Here is a 24490-nt window from a genome sequence, read left to right as displayed (position 1 = left end):
TGACGCTGGCTGTTCCGTCTGGCGTTGGTGAGGTTCCAAGAGATGAGTCGTCAAATAAAAGACATGCTGATCGAAGACATTCAGTCTCGGATCGGCGAGCATCGTGACATGCTGGTCGTCGATTGCTCGAAGATGGATGCAATCTCGGCAAACGAGCTACGTATCGGTCTTCGCGACGCAAACATTTCTGCGTTGACGGTCAAGAACTCGATCGCACGCAATGCGTTGTCACGAATGGACATCACAGGCCTGGAGGACATCCTTGCTGGCCCGTCGACCTTGATGTGGGGAGGCGAAGATGTTGTCGCCCTGTCAAAAGAAATCACAAAATGGTCGAAGCAGCTAAAAGGGCTGGCGATCAAGGGTGCAACGGTTGAAGGTCAGGGCTTGGATGCAGCGGGTGTTGAGTCATTGAGCAAGAGTCCGGGGCGTGTCGAACTGATCAGTGAGCTGGCTGGTTTGATGCTCGCTCCAGGGCGTCAATTGGCAGGGGCCATGCAAGGACCAGGCGGCCAGCTGGCTGGATGCCTGAAAAAAATCTCGGGCGACGAAGATTAGTCGCGGCTGAGACTGGCAGTTCAGTCTGAGCAAGTTTAGCCGATCTCGGCATGAATCAGTTACGAAGAGATCCTCTCTTCTGGCGGTAGCTTCTTTACAGAAACGAAAGGTAATGACTTATGTCAACTGCTGAAGCAGAAGCAACAGAATTTGATGCGGCAACCAAAGACCTCGGCGACAAGATTGTCGGCCTGACTCTGCTGGAAGCCAAAAAGGTTGTGGACTATCTGAAAGAAGTTCACAACATCGAGCCTGCTGGTGGGGGAGCCGTCATGATGGCTGCCGCTGGTGGTGGCGACGGCGATGGCGGCGGAGCGGCCGAAGAAAAGACCGAATTCGATGTCGTTCTCACCGGCGATGGCGGAAACAAGATTCCCGTCATCAAGGTAGTTCGCGCTGCGACTGGTCTGGGGCTGAAAGAAGCCAAAGATCTGGTCGAAGGTGCCCCAAAGGCAATCAAGGAAGGCGTTTCAAAAGAAGACGCCGACAAGTTGAAAGAAGAAATCGAAGGTGCTGGCGGCACCTGCGAGATCAAGTAACGCGGGCCTTTTCGGCTCTGTGTTGAAGCTTCGCTGGGAAGCTGAGGCAGCTTCGGCTGCCTCAGCCTTCTCGTGATTAGCCTTGTACGTACCGTACTGTTACAATTCTGCTGTTAAACTGGCAGCGTTTGTAATGGACGGTGCTTTCGAAATTTGGTCGACGGCTGACTGGGTTATAAAATCATATCTGCCATCGAAATATGGTGACGCCAAGGCAGTTGCTCTACGAAGAGCAAGTGTCTTTTGTCGCGCGCTCACTTTCTGCCGGTCGGCGAACCTCTCATTTTGTTTCGTAATCGTTGAATTGGAAGGCCTTTCCTCAGATGCCAGTACCCTCTGTTCGTACTATCGACCAGGACACGGTTCGGAACTTCGGCAAAATTCAGGCTGACTATGAGATCACTGCGCTAACACGCATTCAGACTGAATCTTACGCGCGATTCTTGCAGCTGGATCGCACATCAAGAGATCGCCTTGAACAGGGTTTGGAAGGGATTCTCCGTGAAGTCTTCCCGATCGAAAGTTACGACGGGCAGTTTCGTCTTGAATACGTTCGATACGAGCTGGGAAAACCTCGTTACACGCCGGCTGAATGTCGTCAACTTCGGTTGACGTACGGCATGCCGTTTCGAGTCTGGTTGCGACTTATCAAAGAGCAGCCGGTCGAAGAAGAAGTGTACCTCGGCGATATTCCCATCATGATTGGCGGGGGTGAGTTCATCGTCAACGGGGCTGAGCGAGTTGTCGTGAGCCAGTTGCATCGTTCACCCGGCGTGGACTTTGTCATGGCCGAAGAAACGGCCAGCAGCGACCGAAAGACGCAGTCGTGCCGTATCATTCCTGAGCGTGGTAGCTGGATCGAGTTGATCTGCACGAAGAAGGATGCCGTCGCTGTTCGAATCGACCAGAGCGGAAAGTTCGCGGCGTTAACGCTGCTGCGAGCGATGTCACCTGACTATTCGTCCGACGCGGCATTGATCCGACTGTATCACAATACAGAAGAGTTGAAGATCACTTCAAAGTCTGATCCCAAGACCTTGCTGGGCCAATGGGTTGTTGAGGACATTGTCTATCCGGAACAGCATGATCTGGCCGGTGAAATCCTGTGCGATGCCGGCTGCCAGCTGACGGAAGTCATGGTCGAGGCCCTGCTGGCTTCTGGCCTGAAGTCGATCGAAGTTGCCATTGATGTAGAGGATCCGCTGATTCTGAACACATTGGCTGAGGACACCACGGCAACTCACGAAGAAGCACTTCTTCGGATCTACCAGCGTCTACGCCCAGGCAACCCACCGAATCTGGACAAAGCGGCCGATCTGTTCAAAGAAAAATTCTTTGACCTGAACCGTTATCGCCTCGGTCGAGTTGGTCGATTCCGCATCAATCGCAAGTTCAATCAGGAAGTCCCTGATGACGAAATGACCTTGCGTCCTGAAGACTTCATCAACGCCATTCGTTATCTGATGCGACTGCGTCTGAATGATGAAACCGCGCACATTGACGACATCGACAACCTCGGAAATCGTCGCTTGCGCACGATCGATGAGCTCGCTGCAGACGAAATCCGTAAGGGCTTCTTGAAGCTGCGTCGCACGGTGCAGGAACGCATGAGCCTGAAGGAAGTCGACGGCATGACGCCGCGCACACTGATCAATCCGAAAAGTGTTTCGGCGGCGATCGATTTCTTCTATGGTCGAAGCGAATTGTCTCAGGTCGTTGACCAGACGAATCCGCTTTCCATGCTGACTCACGAGCGTCGCTTAAGTGCTCTCGGCCCAGGCGGCCTGAACCGTAAACGAGCGGGCTTCGAAGTTCGTGACGTTCATATTTCTCACTATGGTCGAATTTGTCCGATCGAAACGCCGGAAGGCACGAACATCGGACTGATTTCCAGCTTGGGAATCTTCTCCAAGGTTGACGATTACGGTTTTCTGATCACCCCGTATCGCAAAGTCACCGACGGTAAAGTGACGGACGAAGTCGTGTGGCTGCGAGCCGACGAAGAATCGTTCGTGCACGTGGCTCCAGCGGATACGCCGATCAAAGACGGTGCGCTCGTCGCAGACCTGGTACTGGCTCGTTACAAGAGCGACGTGGTTTGGATTCCCAAAGCGAAAGTAGAATTCACTGACGTTGCTCCTTGCCAAATGGTTGGAGTCTCTGCCGGGTTGATTCCGTTCCTTGAGCACGACGATGCAAACCGAGCGTTGATGGGCTCAAACATGCAACGGCAGGCTGTGCCGCTGCTGATCACGGAACGACCTGTGGTCGGTACCGGGATGGAAGATTACGTGGCTCAGCATTCAGGCATGCTGCTGCGGGCGGAAAAAGCCGGGACTGTGACCTACGTCGATGCTAATAACATCGAAATCGATGGCCGTCGATTTCCGCTGCGAAAGTTCGTGCGTCTAAACGAACGCACCTGCCTGAACCAGAAGCCAATCGTTTCCGTCGGCGACAAGGTGAAAGCCGGTCAACTGCTGTGCGACAGTGCGGCAACCAAGCGAGGCACACTCGCGTTGGGCCGAAACGTGATGGTCGCCTTCATGTCGTGGTCTGGCTACAACTTCGAAGACGCTATTATTCTGTCCGAACGCCTTGTGAAGGAAGACGTTTACACGTCCATTCACCTGGATGAGTTCGACGTGGAAATTCGCGAAACCAAGCTGGGGCGGGAAGAGTTCACTCGTGACATCCCCAACGTCAGCGAAAAGGCACTGCACCACCTCGATGACGACGGAATCGTGCGGATTGGTACTCGCGTGCTCCCTGGCGACATTCTGGTCGGCAAGGTATCACCAAAAGCCAAGTCTGAGCTGACACCGGAAGAAAAGCTGCTGCACGCGATCTTCGGTCGAGCGGGCGAAGATGTGAAGAATGAATCGCTGGAGGTCCCCAGCGGTGTCGGCGGAATTGTGATTCACACCGAACGCTTTTCTCGTCGCATGAGCCTTTCGGACATCGAGCGTAAGAAGTTCGAAGATGAACTGAAAAAGGTTGAGCAGGAAGGCGACGCCCGGATCACGGAAGTCTTCCGCACATTCGCCAAATCCATGAAGGCGGAACTGGGAGACGCTTTGACCGACCCGGATGGCCGCGACATGGGCACGCTGGAAGACGAAAAAGCTGTCGCCGAATTCGCCCGCGGATTCCTCGGCTACTTTGAAGGGCTGGACATTCGCAGCGCTCAGAAGAAGACGGCTGCTCGCAAACTGATCAAGGAAGAATGGCCTGCCGTTGAGGTTGTCATCGACGACGAAGACCACCGTCTGAACAGCATGAAGCGAGGCGACGAATTGCCGAGTGGTGTGCTGCAGATGGTCAAGGTCTATGTTGCATCCAAGCGTCACATCTCCGTCGGCGACAAGATGGCTGGACGCCACGGGAACAAGGGTGTGATTTCGAAGGTGCTGCCTGTCGAAGACATGCCGTACCTGGAAGACGGCACACCAATCGACATCATTCTGAACCCGCTGGGTGTTCCCAGCCGAATGAACGTCGGCCAGATTCTTGAGACTCATCTTGGCTGGGCGGCCGGCAAGCTGGGCTACCGAGCCATCTGTCCTGTGTTTGACGGTGCGACCGAAGAAGAGGTTCGTGCGGCGTTACGAGAAGCCGACCTGCCGGAGGAAGGCAAGGCCTTTCTGCGTGACGGGCGAACTGGCGACGTGATGGAACAGAAGACGACAGTCGGCAACATCTACATGTTGAAGCTGCATCACCTTGTCGACGACAAGGTCCACGCCCGAGCGACGGGTCCATACTCACTGATTACGCAGCAGCCACTCGGCGGTAAAGCTCGCTTCGGCGGTCAGCGTTTCGGAGAAATGGAAGTGTGGGCACTCGAAGCCTATGGGGCCGCCTACATCCTTCAGGAATTATTGACGGTGAAGAGCGACGACGTTGAAGGTCGTACCAAGATCTACGAGTCGATGGTGAAGGGTGAGAATACGCTTGAGGCCGGCACACCCGCCAGTTTTGACGTGTTGAACAACGAGATTCGCGGCCTGTGCCTGAATCTGCAGCTGGAAAAAACGAACCACTAGGCGAGTCCGAATGCGGGCAGCGCTGTCGTCGCGCTGCCTGGTCTTTCGCTGAGTCTGTAAAACTCAGGCCAGCCAACGCGACGGCAGTGATACAGCGTTCGGACAGCATGTTCCGAATGGCGACCTCGCGAGCAACCAGAACTTTAGCGGCCAGCATTCAATTGGTGGCCGATCATTCAAACATCAGGTGTTGAGGAGTCGGGACGTGAGCGTAAGTGAAACCACTTTCGATCGAGTCAATGATTATGCTTCTGTCAAGATCGGCCTTGCCAGCCCTCATGACATTCGCAGTTGGTCTTTCGGCGAAGTCAAGAAGCCGGAAACGATCAACTACCGAACGTATCGCCCGGAACGTGACGGCCTGTTCTGCGAACGAATTTTCGGACCGGAAAAAGACTGGGAATGTGCGTGCGGCAAGTACCGCGGCATGAAGTACAAGGGCATGATCTGCGACCGCTGTGGAGTGAAAGTCACTCACAGTCGCGTTCGTCGCAAGCGCATGGGGCATATCGAACTCGCTGCTCCTGTCGTTCACATCTGGTTCTTCAAGTCAATGCCCAGTCGCCTGGGTGCGATGTTGAACATGAAGACGACCTCACTTGAGAAAGTCGTCTACTTCCAGGATTACGTGGTCGTCGATCCTGGCGAAACGCCGCTTAAAATGTGCGAGATGCTGACCGAAGACGAAGCGCGTCAGGCTCGCCGCGATTACGGTGAAGATGCCTTCGAAATCGGCATGGGTGCCGAAGCGATCAAGAAGCTGCTGCTGCAAATGAAGCTCAGCGAATCGTCAGACGAATTGCGCGCTCAACTGGCAACGACTCGCAGCCAGTCAACAACCAAAGACCTGATCAAGCGTCTGAAGATCATTGAAGCTTTGCGCGACAGTGACAACCGTCCCGAGTGGATGGTGCTGGACGTGATCCCCGTTATCCCACCGGACCTGCGACCGCTGGTTCTGCTGGATTCCGGCAACTTCGCCACCAGCGACTTGAACGACCTGTACCGCCGCATCATCAACCGTAACAACCGCCTGAAAAAGCTGGTCGACCTGAACGCGCCGGAAGTCATTGTCCGCAATGAAAAACGCATGTTGCAGCAGTCGGTCGACGCATTGTTCGACAACAATCGCTGTAAGCGTCCGGTTTTGGGGTCATCCAATCGTCCGCTTAAGTCGCTGACGGACATGATCAAAGGTAAGCAGGGTCGTTTCCGCGAAAACCTGCTTGGTAAACGAGTCGACTATTCAGCTCGTAGTGTGATCGTCGTTGGCCCCGAACTGAAACTTCACCAGTGTGGTCTACCCAAGAAGATCGCTCTGGAACTGTTCCAGCCGTTCGTCATTCGCCGCCTGAAGGAACTCGGCCACGCCGACACCATCAAGAGCGCCAAGCGAATGCTGGAACGTCGCGACGAAGATGTGTGGGACATTCTGGACGAAGTGATCCGTAACCATCCGGTTCTTCTTAACCGAGCTCCGACGTTGCACCGCATCGGTATTCAGGCGTTTGAGCCGGTACTAGTGGAAGGTAACGCGATCCGCCTGCATCCGCTGGCCTGCAAAGGCTTCAACGCCGACTTCGACGGCGACCAGATGGCGGTCCACCTGCCACTGTCGATCGAAGCTCAGGTTGAAGCCACGACTCTGATGATGTCGACACACAACATCTTCAGCCCGGCTAACGGCGATCCAATTATCACCGCGTCTCAGGACATCGTGATGGGTTGCTACTACCTCACGATGATTCGCGAAGGCCATCGCGGCGAAGGGATGATTTTCTCGTCGACCGACGAACTGTTTATGGCATTCCAACAGGGCAAGGTTTCACGTCATGCCACCGTGAAATTGCGTATGCCAAAAGACAAACGCATGAAGGGCGACGGCGCCAAGGGATATCGACAGGGTGGCCTGATCGAAACGTCGCCAGGTCGAGCGATGTTTAACGACGTACTGCCGTCGGCCATGTCGTACTACAACATCACGATGAAGAGTAAAGACCTGGCGACGGTCATTTCTGACTGCTACCTGGAACTCGGTCGTCGTGAAACGATCGAACTGCTTGACCGCATGAAGAAGTGCGGCTTCGAAGCGTCGACAGACAGTGGACTGTCCTTTGGTGCCAGCGACCTGAAGACTGCCCCAAACAAGGAGCAGGTGATCGGCGACGCCGAAAAAGAAGTTCTCAAGCTGATGAAGAACTTCCAACGCGGTTTGATCACCGAGAAGGAACGTTACAACAAGGTGCTTGACATCTGGACGCATGCTCGTGAAGAGATTACGAAGAGCATGATGGATCAGCTCGAACACGACGTCCGCGATGAAGGCCGTTACGTAAATCCGATCTACCTGATGGCCAGTTCTGGTGCTCGTGGTGGTGTCGGTCAGATGCAGCAGCTGGCCGGCATGCGTGGTTTGATGGCCAAGCCGAGTGGTGAGATCATCGAAACGCCAATTAAGTCGAACTTCCGCGAGGGCTTGTCGGTTCTGGAATTCTTCAGCTCGACTCACGGTGCTCGAAAAGGTCTGGCGGACACAGCTTTGAAAACGGCCGACAGTGGATACCTCACCAGAAAGCTGGCAGACATCTGCCAGAACATGGTCATCACAACCCACGACTGCGGCACGACCAAAGGCCTGACTCGCGGTGTTGTGTATCGCGGCGAAAAGGTTGAAGTCGGCCTGGCAGATTCGATTCGAGGTCGAGTCAGCCGAACGAACATTGTTAACCAGATCACAGACGAGGTCATCGTTCGTGAAGACGAACTGATCACGGTTGAGAAAGCTCGTAAGATCGAAGCGATGGGCCTGGAACGTATCCAGGTTCGTAGCCCAATGACCTGCGACGCTCCACTGGGAATGTGTCAGCTTTGCTACGGCATGGACCTTTCAACGGGTGACCTTGTCGAGCAGGGACTTGCAGCCGGTATCATCGCTGCTCAGAGTATCGGCGAACCCGGCACACAGCTGACGATGCGTACGTTCCACATTGGTGGGGTTGCCCAGATGGGTACGGAACTGAGTGAGCTGCTGGCCAAGCGTGGCGGGCGTATTCGCTTCACTCGTATCCGCAGCGTTCTGAACGCCGATGGCAAGCCAGTGGTACTCGGCCGCAACGGCGAAATTAGTATCGTCGATTCCAAGGGTCGTGAAGTCGAAAAGCAGACGGTTCCTAACGGTGCCATTCTGCAGGTGATGGAAGACCAGGAAGTGCAGGGCGGTGAAGTCCTCTGTAACTGGGATCCGCACGCCGTGCCGATTATTTCGCAGGTTGGCGGTAAAGTCCGCCTCGACGATTGTGTCGAAGGCCAGACGATGCGAACTGAAAAGGAAGCATCCGGTAACATCCAGCGAACGATTACAGAGCATCGTGGTGGTCTGCATCCACAAGTCATCGTGGAGGACGGAGCTGGCACGATTCTGGACTTCTACTACCTGCCGGAAGGGGCAACTCTGCTGGTGAAGGATGGGGACCAGATTTCGTCCGGCCTCATCGTCGCTCGGACGCCTCGAGATTCAGCCGGAACGCAGGACATTACCGGTGGTCTGCCGCGAGTCACGGAACTCTTCGAAGCTCGCAGCCCCAAAGATCCGGCCGTCGTCGCAGAAATCGACGGTGAAGTGGAACTGATGGCCGAGAAAAAACGCGGCAAGCGAATTGTCGTGGTCCGCGGCAAAGACGGCACAGAAGTCGAACACATCATTCCACACGGCAAGCAGTTGCTGGTGCATTCCGGCGACATCATAGTCGCAGGCGACGCACTTGTTCGTGGACCACTTGTCCCTGAGGACATTCTGCGAGTCAGCGGGCCGGAAGAAGTTCAACAGTACCTGCTGCACGAGATCCAAAACGTCTATCGTGCTCAGCGAGTGGAAATCGACGATAAGCACATTGAAATCGTCGTCGCTCAGATGCTTCGCAAGGTCAAGATCTCAAGCGTTGGCGATACCGACCTGCTGCCTGGCGTCCTGATCGATAAGTTCGAACTTCAGCGGGTCAACGACGCGCTTGGTGTGAAGGGTCGCATCACAGATCCGGGCGACACGGAATACCAGATCGATGACATGGTCCTGATCTCTGAAGTCGAAGAAGTAAACGCGGAAGTCTCCAACCCGGCTCAGTACACGAAGCCTCGAACAGCCAAGGCTACACCACAGCTGTTGGGTATTACGAAGGCGTCCGTGCAGAGTGAAAGTTTCATTTCGGCAGCCAGTTTCCAGGAAACGACCAAGGTCCTGACAGAAGCCGCTTTGGGTGGTCGAGTCGACAATTTGGTTGGTTTGAAGGAAAACGTGATTCTGGGGCACCTGATTCCGGCCGGAACCGGGTTCCACATTCATCAGGAAGCTCACGTTCGCATCCACGACGACGCGATCCGCGAGCAGGAAGAAGCCAAAGCTCGCATTATGGCCGCTCGCGACAACATGCTGTCCGACGCGGACCTGATCGCTCGACGACGGGATGATGACGACGAGCGTCCGCGAGCCCCATCACTGGCCGATTTGACGCCTGACGACTAATTTCGACAGCAGCGGCACCAACGCTGCGAAAAACGCTGAATGCTGCAACACAAGGTTGACGATTAAACCAGGCACCAGTAGAGTGCCCGATTCAATTTTTGTACACGGCCCAATAAGGTCGCACCGTCCGGAAAAATGTGTCATGCCGACAATTAATCAACTGGTCCGAAAACCTCGCAAACAGCAAAAGAGTAAGAATAAGACTCCGCTGCTGGAAGGCTCTCCTCAAAAACGAGGCGTCTGCCTGCAGGTAAAGACTGTGACGCCTAAAAAGCCGAACTCAGCCCTTCGAAAAGTGGCTCGTGTTCGTCTGTCCAATGGCAAAGAATGCACAGCCTATATTCCGGGTGAAGGCCACAATCTGCAGGAACACTCAATCGTACTTGTCCGTGGTGGTCGAGTCCGCGACCTGCCAGGTGTGCGATACAAAGTTGTTCGAGGTGTGCTGGATACACTTGGTGTGAGTGATCGGCGACAGGCTCGAAGCCGTTACGGCCAGAAACGTCCTAAATAGGCTGAGAGTTCCTCATAAGACTTCCAATATTCGTTAAGTAGTACTTACCAACATGGTCAAAAAGTTCACAGCCAGCCCCATGCAGTTGAAGCCGGATACCCGGTACAACAGCAAACTCGTTTCTAAGTTTGTCAACTGCCTGATGTACGATGGCAAGAAAAGCGTCGCGCAGCGAGTTGTTTACGATGCGATGGAAATCATCCGCAAACAGCTTCCTGACGAAGATCCTTTAGACGTGTTTGTCACGGCTGTGGACAACGTGAAGCCAGCAATTGAAGTTCGCTCTAAGCGAGTCGGCGGTGCAACCTATCAGGTTCCAACCCCTGTCAGTGCAAAACGACAGCAGGCACTTTCAATCCGCTGGATTCTGGAAGCCGTCCGAGGCCGCAAAGGCCGCCCGGTGGGACGGTCTCTGGCTGACGAGCTGCTTTCCGCGTTCCGTCGCGAGGGCTCCGCAATGAACAAGCGAGAAAACGTACACCGCATGGCCGACGCCAACAAAGCGTTCTCGCACTTTGCCTGGTAGGCCAGCCGCCAGCAACTTCATCGAATGCAAAACTAAAGCGACGCTGTCAGAATCAACTTCTGACGGCGTCGCTTTTTTTTTGTAGGCGTCGATTGCCTACGACGGGAAATCGGCCCCCAAGTGATCAGCCTGCGCGTAGCGGGATGCGGCCTTCGCATTCCTCGACTTCATCGTGCTATGATGCTCCGGTCGCCAGACCCGCTGTATAACCGGCGTGTAACTCGCATCCACATACAACGCCGGTCGGATCAACCTGCCTGTAAATCCCTCCATCGTCAGATCATTGAGGCCCTTCATGCCAAGACATGTGCTTCAGTTTCTACTTGCCTGTTTTGTTTCCGCAGAGAACGTCGCGGCTGCTGATCCCGAACCCGAGGTTCAGTCACTTCAGCCAGGAGTCGAACTGTCCCTCGTAGCCGAACATCCACAACTCGTGACCCCCACCGGGCTTGATGTGGACAGTCAGGGCCGCATCTGGGTTGTGGCAACGCACACTCACCTGCCTGCTGATGACTACACGGGGCCAAGCCATGATGAAATCCTGGTCTTTGGAGCGAACACCCCCGAGGCCGGCAACGACGGCGACTCGAACCGCAGTGACGTACGCAATCCGAGAACGCGAACGGCGTTCTACAATGCCACGACAGCGACGATGGACCTGGAACTGGGCCCTGATGGCTGGGTCTACCTTGCCGAACGTGACCGCATTTTGCGCATCAAAGATTCGGACAAAGACGGCAAGGCGGACATAGAACAGGACCTTGTCGTATTGAATTCTGATGCCGTCTATCCCCACAACGGTCTCTCAGGACTGGCATGGCATCCCAACGGTGACCTGATCTTCGGTCTGGGTGAAAACTTTGCCAATCCGTGGAAGCTTACCGGCACGGATCAAGTTGCGATTCGCGGTGCCGGTCAGGGCGGCGTCTTTCGATGTTCTGCGGACGGAGAAAACCTGCGGCAGCTCACGCGCGGCGTTTGGAATCCCTTCGGGACCTGTGTGCGAAGTGACGGCGAAATCTTTACCGTCGAAAATGATCCAGGCGAACGCCCGCCGTGCCGCCTGCTGCATGTTGTCGACGGCGGAGACTACGGATACCGGCGGCAGTTCGGTGGCGAGGCACATCACCCGTTCGTCTGCTGGAATGGCGAATTGCCGGGCTCGCTGCCGATGGTGCATCCCACGGGTGAAGCTCCCTGTGGAGTTGCAACACTGGGGCGCGGGTTGCTGGTGCCATCATGGGGCGATCATCGCATCGACTTCATGCCACTGCGTCGCCGAGGTGCTTCTTACGACGCCGACCTGAAGACCATTGTGCAGGGCGGTCGCTATTTTCGTCCGACCTGCATTGCTCGCGATCCTTCCAACGATGACGACAACCGTCGCGTCTGGTATCTGGCCGACTGGGTCGACGGCCGCTACAACGCGCACGGACTGGGGCGTCTTTGGAAGCTGGAAATTGATCTGACACAAGCGAAGGACTGGCTGGGACCGCTGGAACTGGAGCCTAAGAATAACGCCGCCAGGCTGGCTGAACGCCTGCGAAAGGACGAAGGTTCGTTTGATCGATCGCAGTTGATGCAGCATGCAGGTGACGATGACCCGTTTATCGCTCGAGCCGCTTTGGTGGCGCTGTCCAGAAAATCCCCATCGTGGACGGTTCCGGAATTCCGCCGCTGGTCAGCCGACGAACGCCAACATGCCGCTCAAGCACTAGCGCTGGCAAAGGCTGGGCCGGAAACCTGGATCAAGGCTCTTCTGACGGATACGGACCCGCATGTGACATTCGAAGCGCTGAAGTGGATTGCATTTGCCGAACAGAAGGCATTCCTACCCGAAGTCGAGGCGATCCTTAACCGCAGCGACATCACGTACGACCTGTTCGAAGCCGCCCTCGCGACCTGGAATACTCTGAACGACAAACCGGGAGCCGGAGTTCGCGATCTGGATCTCTTGCTGGCTCGAGTCAAAGACAATGACAGCAGTCCCGTTCTGCGAGCCTTCGCACTGCGATTGCTGCCGACCGGGCCACGGCCAACCAGCGATGATGGGCCACTGGTGCGATCCTTCCCGCCCGGACTTAACGTCGATCTGCTTCGTACACTGCTGGAGGTGAATGACGCGATGTTATCTCTCGAAGTAGTTCGAACGTGCGCCGCCAACGCCCCGGCGACCCATGCGCTGCTGACGGAGATTGCAGACGACGCAGATCGTGATCCCGTTCTGCGAGCTGAAGCGGTGGCTGGCCTGGCAGCTGTCTCAGCCGACCACCTCGACCTGCTGCTTCGACTGTGCGACTACGAACAACGCGAGGTTCGTGAGGAAGCCCTGCGGTGCCTGCGTTCTCAGGAGCTTTCCCAACAACAACTCGCCGCTGTGAAGCAAATCGGACAGCGGCATCCGACTTCCAGCGATCTCGTCCAGGCAGTGACAGACCTGAAATCGGTAAAAGACGGTCGGCCTGCTGTGGAAGACATCAAAGCGTGGCAGTCATTACTGGACGAAATCGAATCACCACCAAACGCAGCCGCCGGTCGCCGTATCTTTCATCACGCGCGAGTGACTTCGTGTAGCAATTGCCATCGACATCATGGGCGAGGCAGCGTAGTGGGACCGGATCTCACATCGCTCGGAGAACGTAACACCACCGACGAACGAGCCAGCCTGCTAAAGTCCATTCTGACACCAAGCGCGGACATGGCACCGGAATTCCAGCCGCGGACGATCGTATTGAAGGACGGTCGTACCTTCACGGGCATTCGGTTGAGATCCTACACAAAGGAACAGCTTCGAGACGCAACCGGTCGGACGGTTACGTTCAACACTGGCGACGTGGAATCGATTGTGGATGCACGCGTATCGTTCATGCCCAACGGTCTGGCTGACACGCTGACCATCCGCGAATTGCGTGACCTGATCGCCTTTCTGCAGCACAACGCGGACGCTTCCCCCACCGGCTTGCGCAACCAGACCACGAAGTAGAGAAATACTCGCCGGCAGCGATGTCAGTTTTCTTCCGCAACGCGACGGACGCTCTTCATCTGATAGCGGCCATGCGGGTTAAACATCGGACTCCCTGATGGAGACATGCTGTCTTTTTTTGCGACGATCTGATACCGAGGCCCGTCTTCACTGGCGATGATGTGTCCGTCAACAACAGGGCGATCGCTACTGCAGATGTATCGCAGCACTTCGATGACGTCGTCGCCCCGGCCGCAGGCGTGATCCATTTCCAGATCAGCGAACCCGAGTGCCTGCATGCCCACCGTCCAGATTTTGGACTCACCGTTCACGACACTCACAAACGCAAAACTCATGGCGTCCACATCGTCCGTGTCCGTCATTTCCAACCACACATGTCCGGCGTGACCCAGCGCACTGTTATCGATAAACACTCCGGCACCGCCTGCACGGATGATCGCTGACGCAGCTCGCATCATTGCTCTGGCATTTTCCAGGGAACCGCCCGGCCCACTCAACACGACGTTTACTGTGTACGAATTGACGGCAGCCGCCTCACCTTCTGACAGCGGCGTGCGGCATGACGACTGAAAGACGTCGGCAAAATGTTCATCCGGCGGCACGGCATTGAACTCAACTTCCTGGCCGTCAGGAAGTACCAGCGAATGAGCCGTCAATCGGTGGTCGTCCGGTAAAGCTTCGACAAGTTTGCGTGGCTCTTCCCAGTTGCCTGGTATGCGAAACGAGATGGTCGTGTTGGAATTGGTTGCGCTCATGCCAATATTGTGCCGACCGGCATCGCAAAACGAAAGGGCGCGGCCGTGCAATCAGTCGCAGCATGAAGCAAAAAAGCGTTCGATTCACCAGTGAAGGAGAATTTGGTGGGACGCCCTGCAGCCGGGCTGAATCGCTTTGGCAATTGTGGCCCAATCGATCATAGGCAATCCGACGTCAAAGCCACCCGACCGTGCTGGCCCGCGACGTGCACAATCGCACGTGGTCTGAATTCAGATATGGCTGAAATTGGAATCAGCGACTAACGCGTCGGAGGTGGCGCCGTCGTCAGCGGCGCGGGCCCAGCGCCACCGGGTGGCGGTGCTATTCCGTGTGCAGACTCCGGAGCTTGCTGAACCCCGACATCATTCATCAGGTGATACAGAATCGACTCAATCATGTCCATCTTCGACAGTATGCCAAGCTGGCCGACCTGACGATGGTGACGACGCGACCAGCCGCACACGTCGTCCTGCAGGTGATGGAACAAAGCGTCCATGCCGTCCAGCTGAGATCGAATGGCGGCTTGATCATTGGCGTGTTCAGCATCGTGGATGTACTTGGCAACTTCCAGCAGGTGATAGCCTTCGGCGTATGTTTCCATAAAGCCATGGTTGTGAGAATAGTTGTAGTGCAGGTCCAGCAGGAATTCGTTGGTGAGTTCTTCCAGACAGCTGGCAAGGTCGTCGACATGCGAAAAGCTGCCGAACTGGACCTGAGTCGGTCGAGGTGCAACACCAATGCTGATTGAGACCGTTCGTGGCGTGTAATAGTAGTGGCCGTTGTGAAGGTGGTAAGTGCCATGGTGGCTGCCGTGCGCTGCGTGCGGGTCAATGTCTGCCACGCGGACCGACGACCATCCGTCCCCACGCCATTGAACTTCCGCACTCCCGGGGATCCCGACACCTAGCTACGCAGCATGCAATCCACGCACCTTTGGCAGGCTATCAAACGGGTTCTTGCAGCGATTCTCACTGACGTGTGGCCGCCCAACGAACGGCTCAGACGATGAGTGCTGTTTCCCACCAGCCCGAACCGTCCGCCACGCAAGGGGAAACGGGGCGAATTTGGCGTGCACTTCACAACGTCATGGATTGCTTCGGTTTTCCCTGCGTTTTTCAGCATTCGTCGACAGCAACAGAGGTTGGCTATCGACGCCGCGACGCCTGAACGGGTTACACGGAAGCTCCCTGCCGGTACGATTCGCAGTCGACGCGTCGCCGTCTTCCGTAACTCAGGGCCAACCCTATGAAACCTTCTTCCGAACAATCCGTCTCCGGCTGGCTGGTCGACCTTCGCGACGGCGGCAACACTGTTGTGGCGAATGTCTGGGGCCGGTATTTTCAGAAGTTGGTCCGGCTGGCTCAGAGCCATCTGCGAAATGCTGAAAAGCGGGTCGAAGACGAAGAAGACGTGGCGCTGAGTGTGATGGACAGCCTGTGTGCTGGAGCCGCCGCGAATCGATTTCAGGAGATCACCAATCGGGAAGAACTGTGGGTGCTGCTAGCCACGATGACTCATCGCAAATGCGTGAACCGGATTCGTCGCAATGTGGCTCAAAAACGAGGCAGCGGAAAGGTCGTTGGGGAAGCGGATCTGTCAGCCGGTGGCAGCCCTTCGATGCAGATGTCGCTCGATGATTTAGAAAGTTCCGATCCCGACCCGGAAACTTTGGCCGTTTTGCAGGAGGATTACGAGCTACTCATGCAGACTTTGCGAAACGACGAGATGCGTGACATCGCAAAGTTGCGGATGGATGGATATTCAACGCCGGAAATCGCACAGAGGACCAACCTTTCAGAACGTTCCATTCGACGCAAACTGGATTTGATTCGCGACACGTGGCTGGGACAGGTTGATGACGAGTAGGAAACTATTCTGTGGTTGTGTGTCCCATCAGAGCAACCAGAGGACGTGTTTTCAGACGCTGTAGCAATTTACGTTTTGTTGTGGACGGTTCTGGTTCGTGGGAACCGGCCCACGTTGGACAAAAACCGATTTCCGCGGCCACAAGTCAGCGTGAAACGCTGTAGCCGAAGCCCGAATCAAGCGACTGGCCCTCGTTGAGGACGAATAGTTTGGACATCGAAACTCGCAACCAGATTGATGACCTGTGCGACGAATTCGATCGCGGGTGGAAGAAGCATGATCCGGCGGCGATATCGTCCATGCTGAACAGGGTCGATCCGGAATTGCGGGCGGAGTTGTTTCGCGAGCTGGTGCAGATCGATCAGGAACGCTGCCTGAAGTCTGGGCGGACGATGGCGGCGAAAAACTACCACGTTCATTTTCCGGAACACGTCGGCGTTCTCGATCAGCTGGTGTCGGATCGGAAGGAACCGGAATCTGCCATCGACACGAAGTCCTGCAGCGATTCGTCACCGTGGCCACCGCTCCCCGAGCTCCCCGTACTAGAGCAGATTGGGGCCTATCAATTGCAGGAGCGAATCGGCGAAGGCGGCATGGGGGTCGTCTACAAGGCGGAGCATGAGGAACTCGGTCGGTCAGTGGCGATCAAGATCGTTGCTTTCCCGATGGCGGATGCTGTGCCTCGATTTCAGGCGGAAGCTCGCACGATCGCTGGCTTAAATCACCCTCACATCGTGCAAATCTTTGAAACGGGGGAATATCAGAAACGGCCGTACCTCGTTTTGGAACTGATGCAGGGCGGCAGTTTAGGCGACGTATTGCAGGACGAAGTACTGTCACCGCGTCGAGCGGCGGAAATAGTCGCTCAGATCGCCAGCGCAATTTCGGCCGCCCACGAACTTGGCGTCATTCATCGCGACTTGAAGCCAGCAAACGTGTTGATGGACGAAGACGGTAACGCCAAGCTGTGTGACTTCGGACTGGCTCGAAACTTAAACGTCGACAGCCAAACAGTGTCGGGCACAATGCTTGGCACACCGGGCTTCATGTCGCCCGAACAAACCACCGGCGACACTCCGACGCCCGCGATGGATATCTACGGCTTGGGCGCGGTCTTGTACGCGGCGCTGACGGGACGGCCTCCGTTTCGTGGCGTCAACATTCCAGACACACTCGCTATGGTGCGCGAAAGCGATCCCGTGCCCGTGCGAGCTCTGGTGCCTTCCGTGCCGGTGAATCTGGAATCCATCTGTCTGAAATGCCTGCAAAACAATCCCGCCACGCGATATGCCTCGGCGGCGGAACTGGCAGAAGAACTCGACGCTTTTCTGGATGGCCGTCCTGTGAAGGCTCGCCCGGTTGGATCGGGCGAAAAGCTGATTCGCTGGTGCCGTCGTAAACCTACCATCGCCGCGTTGTCGGTTGGTATGCTGGCAGCTTTTTCTGTCGGTGCCGTCGGAATATTTATTCAGTGGCAGCGAGCCGAAGCGAACGCAGTCGCCTATCAACATCAGGCCATTCGAGCCGAGACGGAAGCAGCACGGGCGGCAGAAGAGGCAGCTCGTGCGGAAGAGGAAGCCGCGACTACGGCAGCCGTCAACAATTTCGTGCTCGATATCCTGGCGGCTGCGCAGAATTCGCCCGAAGGCCAGGATGCCACCATCAGACACGCCGTTTACGCTGCCATCCCACGTGTCGACGATGCGTTCGAAAAGCATCCTCGCATTGAAGCAAACGTGCGTGCGACGCTGGGCCGCACGCTGCGCGATCTGGATCAACTCACGTTGAGCATCGAGCAGTACCGTCTTGCATTGAAGGCAAGCCGAACAGCTTATGGCGAAACCGCTGCCGAAACGTTGCATGTGATGGATCGGCTGGCCGGATCGCTGCGAAAGACTCACGACCCTGCCTGCATGACGGAAGCGGCATCACTACGTGAGTTCGTGCTGAATCAGCGGATAACGTCCCTCGGTGAAACCCATCCGGACACGAACTCAGCCATGAACAACCTGGCCGCAACATGGAACAGCATGGGCGAGCGAGACAAGGCTGAGGAACTTTTTCGTCGCGCACTCAAACTGGCCGAGCAGGGTTCGGGAGACACGCTGACGCTGCGGCACAATCTAGCAATCTTCCACGCCAGAAATGGCAAACTGGAACTTGCCGAACAGGAATTGAAAACGGTGTTGAGGCAGGCTGAAAAGTTTATGGCAGCGGATGGCGAACCAGGCTGGGAAATGCGGGCGGATGTGTTGGAGTGGAGACACTCGCTCGCCAATGTCCTGGAGGACCAAGGGCGATTGGAAGCGGCAAAGGAACAGTTTGCCATTGTCTTTGATGAGCAACGTGAATTGCTGGGTGCTTCGCATCGGGAGACGCTGGAGACGCATCTCGCCTTATCCAGAATCCTGGTGGGATTGGGCGAATTTGAAGAAGCCCTGTCGCTGGTGGAGCCGTGTCTTCAACTACACAACGAAAAATTCGGCCCGGAGCGCGGCCGCACAATGGACGTTCGCAACACAATGGCCGATGCACTGATCGGGTCGGAACGTTTAGACGACGCCGAACAGCTTCTGCGCGAGGCCGTTGCGGTGTTATCGAAGGGGCGCGGTTCCGACCACCGATACACATTGGCTGCTAAGAAACGCCTCCGCGAGTTTCTCGCTTCGCACGGCGAATGACTGCCGATCGCACGTCGCCGAAGGCGACCTTTGGCGGCCAAGCCAGCGGATCGTTTAACCCGTAGCCGAAGGCGCAGGCGTCCGCTGATCGGCCCCCTTGAATGTTCCGCTTCCGCTGCGACTCAGCCGTCCCCAGCAACACCTGCGCCTTCGGCTACGGGTTAAACGACTCGTAGACTCGTATCTATCCGGCTGTAATAGACTCGACATACTATGCCGAAAATCCTGCCTGGCAGAAAGGACCTACTGGGCGGCACTTCGCTGACGGGCCACCTAAAACCTTGCCGCTGAGCCAATAGTTCAATGCGTGATTTGGCGGCGAAGCCAGCGGATCGTTTAACCCGTAGCCGAAGGCCCAGGCGTCCGCTGATCGGCACACTTGAGTGTTCCGCTTCCGCTGCGACTCAGCCGTCCTCAGCAACGCCTGCGCCTCCGGCTACGGGTTAGCCCAACTTCCCCAGCAGCGGCACAAAATGTGGTTGCAGAGAATTTATTCGGCGTGTTTTTGTTATCGAAGTTTCAAAAGTCCAGCGTTTGAAATCTGAAACACGATGTAGTGACGACCTCTGATCTGGCCGGTCAGAGATCGGTCGGTAGCATTTGCGATCATGTTCATTCGCCAATGCCATCGAATCAAAAACGGTCGTCGCCACGCCTACTGGGCGCTGGTCGAATCGTATCGCTCGGCCAGTGGGCCGCGGCAGCGGGTGGTCGCGTGGCTGGGGAAGCTTGACGAAGCCGGTCGACTGGGCGTCCATCAGGCGGCGGAAGTTTTGGCCGGTAGCGATGAGGTTGCACCCGGTGTCACCGCTGATCAGTCACAACCGCTCAGTCGACAGATGCGATTCGAGTTCGATGATGATGCGTCTGCCGTGACTCCGCGATGGGTCGAAGTCAACGCCGCCGGAGTTCGTGTGGAAAACCTGCGACAGTTCGGCGGGCCGTGGATGGCTCTGCACCTGATTCGCACGCTGCAACTGGATACGTTCCTGAGCAACGCGATCCCTGAAGGTCGTGAACTGGTCGGCTGGGATGTGAGTTCGCTGATTCTGATCATTGCGCGGCTGCTCGAACCTGCCAGCGAACTCTTCACCGCCGAACAATGGTATCCGAAAACGGCACTGCGGGATCTGCTCGGCGTGAGCGAAGAACGTGTGAACGATAATCGGCTGTACCGCACACTCGATCAGCTGCTGCCGCACAAGGACGCATTGGAAACGCATCTGAAGAATCGCCTTGGCCATCTGTTCGATCTCGAATACGACCTGCTGATGTATGACGTCACCAGCACTTACTTCGAAGGTCAGGCCGAACGCAATCCGCTGGCTCAGCGTGGCTATTCGCGCGATAACCGCAGCGACTGCAAGCAGGTCTGCATCGGGCTGGTGGTGTCTCGATGCGGAATGCCGCTGGGATACAAGGTGTTTGCCGGCAATACGGCCGACGTTACTACCGTGGAACACATCGTCGAAACGATGGAAGCACGCTACGGGAAAAGCGATCGCATCTGGGTCATGGATCGCGGCATGGTGTCGGAAGACAACATCGAATTCCTGCGCGAAGGCGGTCGACGCTACATCGTCGGCACTCCCAAATCGATGCTGAAGAAGTTTGAACACGAGCTGCTGAAGGAAGACTGGACCAGCATTCGCGATGGCCTGGAAGTCAAGGTCGTGCCGTGGCCCGGCAGCGACGATCCGGATGAATCGGAAGACTGCAACACATCGCCGGAGACATTCATCCTGTGTCGCAGTCGCGATCGATCAATGAAGGAAGAAGCGATCACACAGCGCTTCGAAAAGAAGATCGAAGAGTCGCTCATCCGCATGACGGCGCGGTGCGATAAACAGAAACGCGACCCGATGAAGGTCGAACGTGAGATCGGCCGGCTGCTCGGAAAGAACACTCGAGCGGCAAAGCTCTTCGACGTGAAAGTCACGAAGACAGATGACGGGGCCGCACGCATCGAATGGTCAAAGATCGAAGCTACGCGTGACTGGGCGACTCTGAGTTCCGGATGCTATCTGCTGCGAACGAATGTCAGCGACTGGTCCGACGAAGAACTTTGGAAGGCGTACATCCAACTGACCGAAGCGGAAGCCGCGTTCCGAATCCACAAAAGCGATCTTTCGATCCGCCCGATCTGGCATCAGAAGGAGGAACGTGTTCTGGCACACATCTTCGTGTGTTTTCTGGCATACGTCCTGTGGAAGACGCTTGGTCAGTTGTGCAGCAAAGCAGGGCTGGGCGACGAACCGCGCCGTGTGCTTGCGGAGCTGTCGGAGATCCGTTCGATGGACGTCGTCCTGCCCACTCGCACCGGCCCGGAGATCCGTACTCGCTGCGTCTCAAAGCCGTCCGACCATCAGCAGATTCTTCTGGAAAAGCTGAGCCTCAAACTGCCCTCAAAAATAATCCAAAAGCAAATGTAGTGGAAACTTCTGGCCGCTCACCCCACAAAACACTGCCTTCGTGACTCGAGTTGGGGAAGTTGGGTTAAACGACTCAAAATCCCGCGATTCTTTGACAGCAACCTCAAGCAATTCCCGGACGCGCCCCGGAGTCTCGGCCAGCGCAAGCTCGCCTGGCGACCTTCGAAAAAGCGTCAATCAACCACATGCCGCCTTTGGTTAGCAAGGTTCGGCAATAGCTAATTCCCGCCCGGTGCGTACAGGTGGTTTCCCTTTCGCGCGGCCTGCAGTGACTTCATCGTGTCCTGCGGAATGCCGGGGTCGCCCTGAGACTTCATCCATTGATCCAATGCAGCAGATAGCTCTTGCTTGCGAGCCAACAAGTCGGCGTCGGCCGCGAGGTTATTCATTTCATAGTGATCTTTGGTCGTGTGGTAGAGCTGTTCCGCAGGCCGCAGCATGTAGCGTTTCACCAGTTGATACGTAGCGGGGTCTTCCTGAGTTTGCCATGTCCAGGTGCCCCAGTATGGATTGTTGAGTCCGCCGTCGCCCTTCGTCCCCATCAGATGCTTTTCGATGTACAGCTCATCAGGAGTCAGGTTGCGAATGTAGCGAAATTCGCCGTCGGTGACCGAACGAATCGGGTAGGGCGGGCCTTCCGGAAGGTTGTTGTGCATCCCGTAAACGTATTTGCGTTCGCTGGCGGCCGCTCCTTCCAGCACACTGCGAAAACTGACTCCGTTAAATATGTCGGGGGAAGGCATTTCACCCGCGAGGTCCAGTAGCGTTGGCAGCACGTCGCAGTATTGCACCAGCGCATTCGTGCGTTGACCAGCTTGAACTTTGCCAGGCCAACGAGCAACCAGTGCCGTGTGTAGCCCGGTATCCCAATTGGTCCACTTACAGCCGGGGAACTGCGAACCCTGTTCGGAAGTGAACAGCACCAGCGTGTCGTTCGCTTTGCCGCTGTCATCCAACGCACTCAGAATTTCGCCCACCTGACCATCCATGTAAGTGATTTCGGCAAGGTAGCGTCCGAAGTCTTCTCGCGTGCGTTTGGTGTCTGCGATATTCGGCGGCAGCTTGATTTTATTCGGCGGGTACTGCGATGCATCGCCCATCACCCATGGCACATGCGGTTCCACCAAAGCCACGACCAGACAAAACGGTTGGGAGTCCTCCATCATGAACTGCTTCACACCAGACACGTCGTGCGTCCTGGTTGGGTTGCGTACACAGTTTTTGTCGAAGCCCTCGACTTTTTGAAACGGAAATACGGTCTCCGGCTTCACATGAATTTTTCCGGCAAGGCCAACTCGGTACCCAATCTTTCCAAGATGCTGCGGCATGCTCTTAACGTTCGGGCGGCTGGCCGAATGGTTCCATGCACAGCCGTTTTGCAGCGGATACTGCCCGGTAAACAATTCAGCTCGGCACGGCTGACACATCGCCGAACATAGATACGCCCGGTTGAAAGTCAGGCCCTGAGCTGCAAAGGCATCGATATTAGGCGTCTTCGCATTCTGACCGCCGTACAAAGGCAGGTCGTTATGGGTGCAGTCGTCCGCCATGATGATTAGGACGTTTGGCTGATCACCGGCGCGACTCGCAAGCGTTAATGTGACAAAGATGATGCAGGTTGCCAGGGTTCGTAGCATGAAGGGGCTCTTTTCATTCTGATGGCTGCTGGGGTCACCCTCGACCTTCGTCTCTACTGCTCGTCCTGATACTTGCTGTTCATCGAGAACCAAGGACTTCGCACGACGGTCGGCGAAACTGATGAAGTTTACTTCGCAGCCGACGCTGTGTCGTTGCTGGCTTTAGCTTCAGGAACAAACCCCACCTGTTCGACCAGGTCACACACCGTATCGTGACTCGCCGAACCCCATACAACAGCTCGGCCGTCTGCAAACGACACATCAGCGCGTTGAATGTCCTGATGAGCTTCCAGGCCGCGAGCCAGCTTAGCCGCACAGCCATCGCACGTCATGCCTGCCACTGAGATCGTTTGCAAATCTTCAATAGGCATTGTTGGACGGCGGCGTCGCTTCAGCCAGTGTCGCAGATCTCGAACAGCGAACCATGCAATCAACGCGGCAAGCCCAACGGCACTCGCAATTCGCCACCATGTGGCTCCATGGTCGTGAGCGTGCAACGCCATAACGGACGGATTAATCAGATGGTTGAATGCGACGCCTGCGACAAGACTGCCGCCGACAATCATCAGCAGATAAACAGCCAAAGTCCGTCCACCCAGCGCCCGATAAACGGCTCCAAGAGTCGCCACGTTGGTGGCCGGGCCAGCCATCAGAAATACGAGCGCCGCTCCAGTGGGCAGACCGCTTGCGACCAGCGCTGCGGCAATGGGTACCGAAGCCGTTGCACACACATATAAAGGCAGCGAAATCACCAGCGTGATCAACAAAGCGGCCACACCGGACATTGCGGGGATGTCAGCCAGTGAATTCTCGGGCACAAGCCACGTGATCGCGGCCGACACAATCACGCCAATCACCAGCCAGCCCCAGATGGATTCAATCAGCTCAAGAGAATGATCGATCACCGCACGAAAGCGCCCGGTTGAACTCTTTGCGACTTGCGATGGCACGGCGTCTTCGATACTTGACGACGGGGCAACCAGATCGGCCGTCAAGCCGCCCACCAATCCGGTCACAAACGCTACGGCAACTTTCAGAATCGCAAACGGCCAGCCAAGAAATGAGGCGCTGACCAGAATGGAATCGATTCCCGTTTGAGGCGTGCTAATTAGAAAGCCGACGGCTGCGCCATTGCTGGCTCCGTTCTTCCGCAGGCCGAGTCCCACTGGAATGACTCCGCAGGAACACAACGGTAGAGGCACGCCCAGGAACACGGCTTTCAAAACACCCATGCGACCGGACAGATGCTTCTGCAGCCATCCCGCTGGCAGCAGCGCGTGTAACAATCCTCCGGCGATGGCTCCTAAAAGCAGCCACGGGGCGAGTTCCAGCCAGATGGTCCAAAGTGCGTTGATCATTGTGTAGAAATGTTAGTACGCTGCAGTTGCTTCGACCATAGGAATTCGGTGGTTGCGGACAAACGCCGCTCTTCG

General features: G+C 56.2%; 14 protein-coding genes. 10 read left to right on the top strand and 4 right to left on the bottom strand.

The window, feature by feature from the left end; translation table 11 throughout:
- Positions 1-42: 42 nt before the first annotated feature.
- The 7 genes from rplJ to Fuma_RS28640 all read left to right on the top strand — a co-directional run bounded on the left by rplJ (position 43) and on the right by Fuma_RS28640 (position 13685).
- Positions 43-558 carry a 50S ribosomal protein L10 gene (gene rplJ / locus Fuma_RS28675; protein ID WP_077027138.1) on the top strand — a complete coding sequence of 172 codons (516 nt, stop codon included), beginning with the start codon at positions 43-45 and terminating at the stop codon, positions 556-558.
- Between the two features lie 119 nt (positions 559-677).
- Complete coding sequence (gene rplL, locus Fuma_RS28670) at positions 678-1097, top strand: 50S ribosomal protein L7/L12 (RefSeq protein WP_077027137.1); 420 nt, start codon at positions 678-680, stop codon at positions 1095-1097.
- Positions 1098-1420: 323 nt separating this feature from the next.
- Positions 1421-5143 carry a DNA-directed RNA polymerase subunit beta gene (gene rpoB / locus Fuma_RS28665; protein ID WP_077027136.1) on the top strand — a complete coding sequence of 1241 codons (3723 nt, stop codon included), beginning with the start codon at positions 1421-1423 and terminating at the stop codon, positions 5141-5143.
- A 205-nt stretch (positions 5144-5348) separates the two neighbouring features.
- On the top strand, positions 5349-9662 hold the full coding sequence (gene rpoC / locus Fuma_RS28660; protein WP_083732398.1) for a DNA-directed RNA polymerase subunit beta': 4314 nt from the start codon (positions 5349-5351) through the stop codon (positions 9660-9662).
- Positions 9663-9804: 142 nt separating this feature from the next.
- A complete protein-coding gene (gene rpsL / locus Fuma_RS28655) occupies positions 9805-10176 on the top strand; it encodes a 30S ribosomal protein S12 (RefSeq protein ID WP_077027135.1) in 372 nt (123 codons plus the stop codon).
- A gap of 52 nt (positions 10177-10228) precedes the next feature.
- Positions 10229-10702 (top strand): 30S ribosomal protein S7, encoded by a 474-nt coding sequence (rpsG, locus tag Fuma_RS28650; RefSeq protein WP_077027134.1) that lies wholly within the window; start codon positions 10229-10231, stop codon positions 10700-10702.
- A 295-nt stretch (positions 10703-10997) separates the two neighbouring features.
- Positions 10998-13685: a PVC-type heme-binding CxxCH protein gene (locus tag Fuma_RS28640; protein ID WP_077027132.1), complete on the top strand. Its 2688-nt coding sequence runs from the start codon at positions 10998-11000 to the stop codon at positions 13683-13685.
- Between the two features lie 23 nt (positions 13686-13708).
- On the opposite strand, the gene Fuma_RS28635 is transcribed toward Fuma_RS28640, so the two are convergent.
- Together Fuma_RS28635 and Fuma_RS28630 are read right to left on the bottom strand one after the other, a co-directional pair.
- Complete coding sequence (locus tag Fuma_RS28635; RefSeq protein WP_077027131.1) at positions 13709-14440, bottom strand: DUF4261 domain-containing protein; 732 nt, start codon at positions 14438-14440, stop codon at positions 13709-13711.
- A 260-nt stretch (positions 14441-14700) separates the two neighbouring features.
- Entirely contained in the window at positions 14701-15282 is a 582-nt protein-coding gene (locus Fuma_RS28630) for a hypothetical protein (RefSeq protein ID WP_077027130.1), read from the bottom strand.
- 404 nt (positions 15283-15686) lie between these two features.
- Here Fuma_RS28630 and Fuma_RS28625 point away from each other — a divergent pair, with 404 nt between their 5' ends.
- From Fuma_RS28625 to Fuma_RS28615, 3 genes are all read left to right on the top strand, one after another.
- Entirely contained in the window at positions 15687-16307 is a 621-nt protein-coding gene (locus Fuma_RS28625) for an ECF-type sigma factor (RefSeq protein ID WP_077027129.1), read from the top strand.
- A 209-nt stretch (positions 16308-16516) separates the two neighbouring features.
- A complete protein-coding gene (locus tag Fuma_RS28620; RefSeq protein ID WP_077027128.1) occupies positions 16517-18988 on the top strand; it encodes a serine/threonine-protein kinase in 2472 nt (823 codons plus the stop codon).
- A 608-nt stretch (positions 18989-19596) separates the two neighbouring features.
- Complete coding sequence (locus Fuma_RS28615) at positions 19597-21420, top strand: IS1634 family transposase (protein WP_077026532.1); 1824 nt, start codon at positions 19597-19599, stop codon at positions 21418-21420.
- Positions 21421-21638: 218 nt separating this feature from the next.
- On the opposite strand, the gene Fuma_RS28610 is transcribed toward Fuma_RS28615, so the two are convergent.
- Both Fuma_RS28610 and Fuma_RS28605 read right to left on the bottom strand, forming a co-directional pair.
- Positions 21639-23057, bottom strand: a complete 1419-nt coding sequence (locus tag Fuma_RS28610; RefSeq protein WP_077027127.1) for a sulfatase family protein — start codon at positions 23055-23057, stop codon at positions 21639-21641.
- A gap of 128 nt (positions 23058-23185) precedes the next feature.
- On the bottom strand, positions 23186-24415 hold the full coding sequence (locus Fuma_RS28605; protein ID WP_077027126.1) for a permease: 1230 nt from the start codon (positions 24413-24415) through the stop codon (positions 23186-23188).
- Positions 24416-24490 lie beyond the last annotated feature (75 nt).

The sequence above is a fragment of the Fuerstiella marisgermanici genome, assembly GCF_001983935.1.
GTDB lineage: Bacteria > Planctomycetota > Planctomycetia > Planctomycetales > Planctomycetaceae > Fuerstiella > Fuerstiella marisgermanici.
Note: the sequence above shows the minus strand (reverse complement) of the source record. Positions and strands in the feature narration are given on the sequence as shown.

What these genes read in the sequence shown, in the direction of transcription:
- Fuma_RS28640 (WP_077027132.1), top strand. Translation starts at nt 10,998, where the DNA reads ATGCCAAGACATGTGCTTCAGTTTCTACTTGCCTGTTTTGTTTCCGCA.
- Fuma_RS28635 (WP_077027131.1), bottom strand. Translation starts at nt 14,440, where the DNA reads ATGAGCGCAACCAATTCCAACACGACCATCTCGTTTCGCATACCAGGC.
- Fuma_RS28615 (WP_077026532.1), top strand. Translation starts at nt 19,597, where the DNA reads ATGTTCATTCGCCAATGCCATCGAATCAAAAACGGTCGTCGCCACGCC.
- rpsG (WP_077027134.1), top strand. Translation starts at nt 10,229, where the DNA reads ATGGTCAAAAAGTTCACAGCCAGCCCCATGCAGTTGAAGCCGGATACC.
- Fuma_RS28625 (WP_077027129.1), top strand. Translation starts at nt 15,687, where the DNA reads ATGAAACCTTCTTCCGAACAATCCGTCTCCGGCTGGCTGGTCGACCTT.
- rpsL (WP_077027135.1), top strand. Translation starts at nt 9,805, where the DNA reads ATGCCGACAATTAATCAACTGGTCCGAAAACCTCGCAAACAGCAAAAG.
- Fuma_RS28610 (WP_077027127.1), bottom strand. Translation starts at nt 23,057, where the DNA reads ATGCTACGAACCCTGGCAACCTGCATCATCTTTGTCACATTAACGCTT.
- rplL (WP_077027137.1), top strand. Translation starts at nt 678, where the DNA reads ATGTCAACTGCTGAAGCAGAAGCAACAGAATTTGATGCGGCAACCAAA.
- rplJ (WP_077027138.1), top strand. Translation starts at nt 43, where the DNA reads ATGAGTCGTCAAATAAAAGACATGCTGATCGAAGACATTCAGTCTCGG.
- Fuma_RS28605 (WP_077027126.1), bottom strand. Translation starts at nt 24,415, where the DNA reads ATGATCAACGCACTTTGGACCATCTGGCTGGAACTCGCCCCGTGGCTG.
- rpoB (WP_077027136.1), top strand. Translation starts at nt 1,421, where the DNA reads ATGCCAGTACCCTCTGTTCGTACTATCGACCAGGACACGGTTCGGAAC.